General features: G+C 68.5%; 5 protein-coding genes and 1 pseudogene. 2 read left to right on the top strand and 4 right to left on the bottom strand.

Going from position 1 to position 4075, the window contains the following annotated elements; translation table 11 throughout:
- Positions 1-1238: pyruvate carboxyltransferase (locus VFL28_02215; protein ID HET7263456.1), on the bottom strand; the 1238-nt coding region annotated here is incomplete at its 3' end.
- Between the two features lie 169 nt (positions 1239-1407).
- Positions 1408-2610, bottom strand: a complete 1203-nt coding sequence (locus VFL28_02220) for a M24 family metallopeptidase (protein HET7263457.1) — start codon at positions 2608-2610, stop codon at positions 1408-1410.
- Positions 2611-2720: 110 nt separating this feature from the next.
- Here VFL28_02220 and VFL28_02225 point away from each other — a divergent pair, with 110 nt between their 5' ends.
- Complete coding sequence (locus VFL28_02225) at positions 2721-3266, top strand: DinB family protein (GenBank protein HET7263458.1); 546 nt, start codon at positions 2721-2723, stop codon at positions 3264-3266.
- A gap of 107 nt (positions 3267-3373) precedes the next feature.
- Positions 3374-3478: pseudogene (locus VFL28_02230) on the top strand (ABC transporter permease).
- A 51-nt stretch (positions 3479-3529) separates the two neighbouring features.
- On the opposite strand, the gene VFL28_02235 reads toward VFL28_02230, so the two are convergent.
- Positions 3530-3742 (bottom strand): hypothetical protein, encoded by a 213-nt coding sequence (locus VFL28_02235; protein HET7263459.1) that lies wholly within the window; start codon positions 3740-3742, stop codon positions 3530-3532.
- 13 nt (positions 3743-3755) lie between these two features.
- On the bottom strand, positions 3756-3980 hold the full coding sequence (locus VFL28_02240) for a hypothetical protein (protein ID HET7263460.1): 225 nt from the start codon (positions 3978-3980) through the stop codon (positions 3756-3758).
- Positions 3981-4075 lie beyond the last annotated feature (95 nt).

Here is a 4075-nt window from a genome sequence, read left to right on the forward strand (position 1 = left end):
CGCTTGCCGTTGCCGAGCTTGAGTACCTTGGAGACGATCGCGCGAAACTCCCGATCGTCGAGCAGCGCGTGCTTCTTGAGGGACGCCGCCTTGACGGTGGCCAGAATCGTGTCGATCCGCGGATCGTCGCTGGCGATGTCCTGCCCCATCGCCCGAAGGCGGTAGGCGATGGAGTCGCGCCCGTTGCCCTTGCCGACCACGATGTCGGCCTCCGGCTGCCCGACCATGCTCCAGTGGAACGGGAACAGCTCGACCGGATTGTCCGCCTTGCAGCGCGAGAGCCACGAGCTGATGATGCCGGACTCGACCTTGAACAGCATGTCGCCGACGATGGGCCGGTTGCTCGGGATCTGGAACCGCGCGAGCTTCTGCAGCAGGCGGCTGAGCTGGAAGAGCTTCTCGTACCGGATGCCGAGGTCGACGCCGTACAGCACTTTCAGCGCCATCGCGACGTCTTCCAGCGCCGCGTTGCCCGCCCGCTCGCCGAGGGACGAGACGGTGACGTGAGCGACGGGCACGCCCATCGCCAGCGAGGTGATCGTGTTGGCGGCGGCCATCCCGAAGTCATCGTGGTAGTGTGTTTCCAACGGTTTCGTGATCCGCGACTGCACCCGCCGGGTGAACGCGGCAATGGCGTGCGGCGAGCAGCCGCCGAATGTATCGACGAGGCCCAACGCGTCCATATGGCCGTCCGTCGCCACGCGCTCGATGAGGTTCAGAAACCAGTCGGGCTCGGCACGGGTGCCGTCGATCGGAAAGAACACGGTGTACAGCCCCTGCGACTTCGCGTACTGCGTTGCCTCGATGCTGAGGTCGATCGCCCGCTCGAGCGGCCAGCCGTAGGCGTACTGGATGATGTGCTGCGACGACGGGATTTCGATGACGATGCCGTCGACGCCGCAGTCCACGGCCTGCTTGACATCGTTGACCATGCACCGGCAGAACCCGAAGATCTTCGGGCCGAGCTTGCGGCGCACGATCTCCTTGATCGCGTCCGCATCATCCTTGCTGACCGACGGCATGCCGGCCTCGATCCGGTGCACGCCGACTTCCGCCAGAGCCTCCGCGATGCGGATCTTGTCGTCCTTTGTGAAAACCACGCCCGCCTGCTGCTCGCCGTCCCGGAGGGTGATGTCGTGAAGCTCGATGCGGTCGGCGAACTTGACCGCGGACGTGACGGACGGATCGTAGTTATACGGGCTGACGAACCACCGGTTGTCGTTCTTCCACGGCTCCATGCGGCCCTCCCCCAACGGAGCTGAGTCTCGGGTGCGGCGCGAACGGTGAACACCACGGGGACACGCTGCGCCGGCTCGAAAAGAGCGTCGCGCGCGCGAGGCCGGCGCACACGATACCCTTTCCGGCCGGGAGGGAGAATTCCTCCGGGCGGCGCCGCGGCGTGCCGCCTCAGGCTCCTTTCAGGGGTACCGTCTGCGACTCCAGGTCGCGCGGAAACTTCGTCGCGATCTCGGGACGGCCCCGTTTGACGATCACCGTGTCGTCGTGCCGGAAGCCGCCGACGCCGTAGAGGTAGATCCCGGGCTCGCAGCTCCACACCTCGTTCTCCGCGAGCGTCCGGAAGTTGAACGCGATGTCGTCGGGGTATTCGTGGCCCGCGAGGCCGATGCCGTGGCCCGTGCGGTGGATCACCCGGTCGCCGAATCCCCGCCGCTCGAACACGACCTGGGCGGCGGCGTCCGCGTCGGCGGCGACAGCGCCCTCGACGAAGGCCGCCGCGGCCGCCTCCTGGGCCTCCACCGCGGCTTCGAAGGCGGCCGCCTGCTCCGCGGTTGGCTCGCCGACGAAGAACGTGCGCTCGTTTTCGCAGACGTAGCCGTTGAGCCGCGGGATGATGATGTTCACAAGCCCGTGGCCGCGCTCGACCACCTGCCGGTAGTCGCCGCTGATGCCGTGCGGACACGCCGAGTTGGGACCCGTGAGGCCGAACACCCGCAGCTCGACTTTGTAGTCCGGATAGCGGCGGACCGCCTCCTGCGACATCTCGCGCAGAACCTGGGTGTCGATCTCCGCCAGCGATCGCCCGGGCGCCAGGTGCTCGCGGTACCGGACCTGGCCCCAGTCGCTCAGCTCGGCCGCCTGCCGGATCAGAATCAGCTCCTCCTCGCATTTGACGAGGCGCATCTCACGAAGGATCCGACCCGATTCGACGAGCGCCACCCCGGGCAGCAGATCCGGGACGCGGCCGATGGGGCCGCCCATCGCGTCAACCCCGAGACGCCCGCGGCGGATGCCCTTCCGCCGCAGGAGGTCCGCGACCATCTGCGGCCACTGCGGCGTCGTGTACGTGCGATGCTGCAGGCGGTAGTGCTCCGCGTAGAAGTGCACCTCGGGGATCCACATCGAGCGGTGCTCGGTCGCGTAGCGTACGTGATTGGTCGATAACTCGTGCATGACGAGAAACGGATCCCCGTCGCGCGGCACGATCGCCGCGACCGGCCGCTCCCACGGCTGCACGTCGAGAAAGTAGCCGGACACGTAGAGGAAGTTTTCCGGCGTGACGACCGCGAGGGCGGCGAGATCGGCCTCCTCCAACTCGCGCCGGATCCGTGCCAGACGGTCGCCGTACACGCGGCGGCTGAGATATCCCATTCCCCACCTGCCCCTCGCGGGAAGTACCGAGGTGTTCGGGTCGCCTCCGCGGCGGCCCTGTGCCACTGGGCGGGAGGACCGGGGGCGGCCCCGGAGAATCGGAGCGCACCTTGAGCCGGGACGCGCACGCCGCGGCGCGCGTGGATTTCGCGCACTTCTTCGACTATCTGGTCCTCGCCCGGGGCCGGTTGCTCGACTGGACCGGCGCGCAGCCCGCCCACCTCTATACGCGGCCGTATCCGTTCGGCCTCGGCTCGATTCGCGCCACCCTCATCCACATCGCCGACATCGAGTGGGGCTACGTGCAGCGACTCGCGGGCCGCGACTACACCCGTGCGGAGTCGCCGTTCACCGCCGAGCGATACCCCACCCTGCCGGCGCTTTCCGCGGCGTGGCAGGCCCGGCGGGCCGCCACCCGCGCGGTGCTCGCGGCCCTCGGCGATCCGTCGCGGACGATCGAGTATGTGTCGCGGAACTTTACCCCGCCCCGGCGCACGCGCACGACCGCCGGCGGCCTCGCCGGCCAACTGCTCTTTCACGAGGTGCACCACCGCGCGCAGGTGATGACGATGCTACGCCTCGCGGGCGTTCCGGCACAGGATCTCGACTACAGCCGTCTCATGTGGGACCGCACGTCCGTCAACGAGAGCGACTGACGCGCGACGCGCCCCCTCGGGCACGATCGGAGCCGTCATCATGCTCGTCGTGATCGCCCTCGCGCGGCACGCGGGCGGCGCTGCACCACGTCCCGAACAGCGTCACGTGGCTCGTGATTTTCCCGGGTCTGGCGATCAGCGTGGTGGTCTTCGCGAGCAATCTGTTCGGGGACGGCCTCCGCGACTATCTGGATCCGCGGCTCAGAATCTGAACCGAACGGCGTCGCCTCTCGACGGCCCGTCCGCCGCTTCGCCGGAACCGGTCAACGCGTCAGCGCTTCCGCCTCCTGCTCGAGCCACTCCTCCACCGCGGCCCGCACGATCTCGTAGGTCGCGCCGCGCCCCTGGCCGACGATCGGCCCGGACGGCGTGCGCCGCGCGATCCACAGCCATCCCCCGCCCCGGACGCGCGCGTACGCGACGACGACGCGGACGGTGCCGCTTGGCGTGTCCCGCCGGATCAGTTCGTCCCGCATCTACCGGGCCGGCTTAGCCGGCACGCCGCAGGCGCGTGTGAAGCGCCGGAATCGGAATCTCCACGTCGGCGCCGAAGCTGCGCAGATATTCCACGACTTCCCTGGTCAGCGCCGGGTCGCCGGTGACGCGGTCCACGAAGACGCGGCGGCGTCTGCCGCTCGCGACGTCGTCGATGGTCTGGATGATGGAAAACGCTCCGCAGGCTTGAAGCGCGGTGACAAGCTGGTCGCGGCTCATTCGGCTGCCTCCAGTGGTGCGTTCGTTGCGACGGCGAGATGCTGCGACGACGTCCGGTCCGATTACAATTTCAGGGGTGCCGCTCGAGCGTGCTG

This window comes from bacterium, assembly GCA_035691305.1.
Lineage (GTDB): Bacteria > Sysuimicrobiota > Sysuimicrobiia > Sysuimicrobiales > Segetimicrobiaceae > DASSJF01.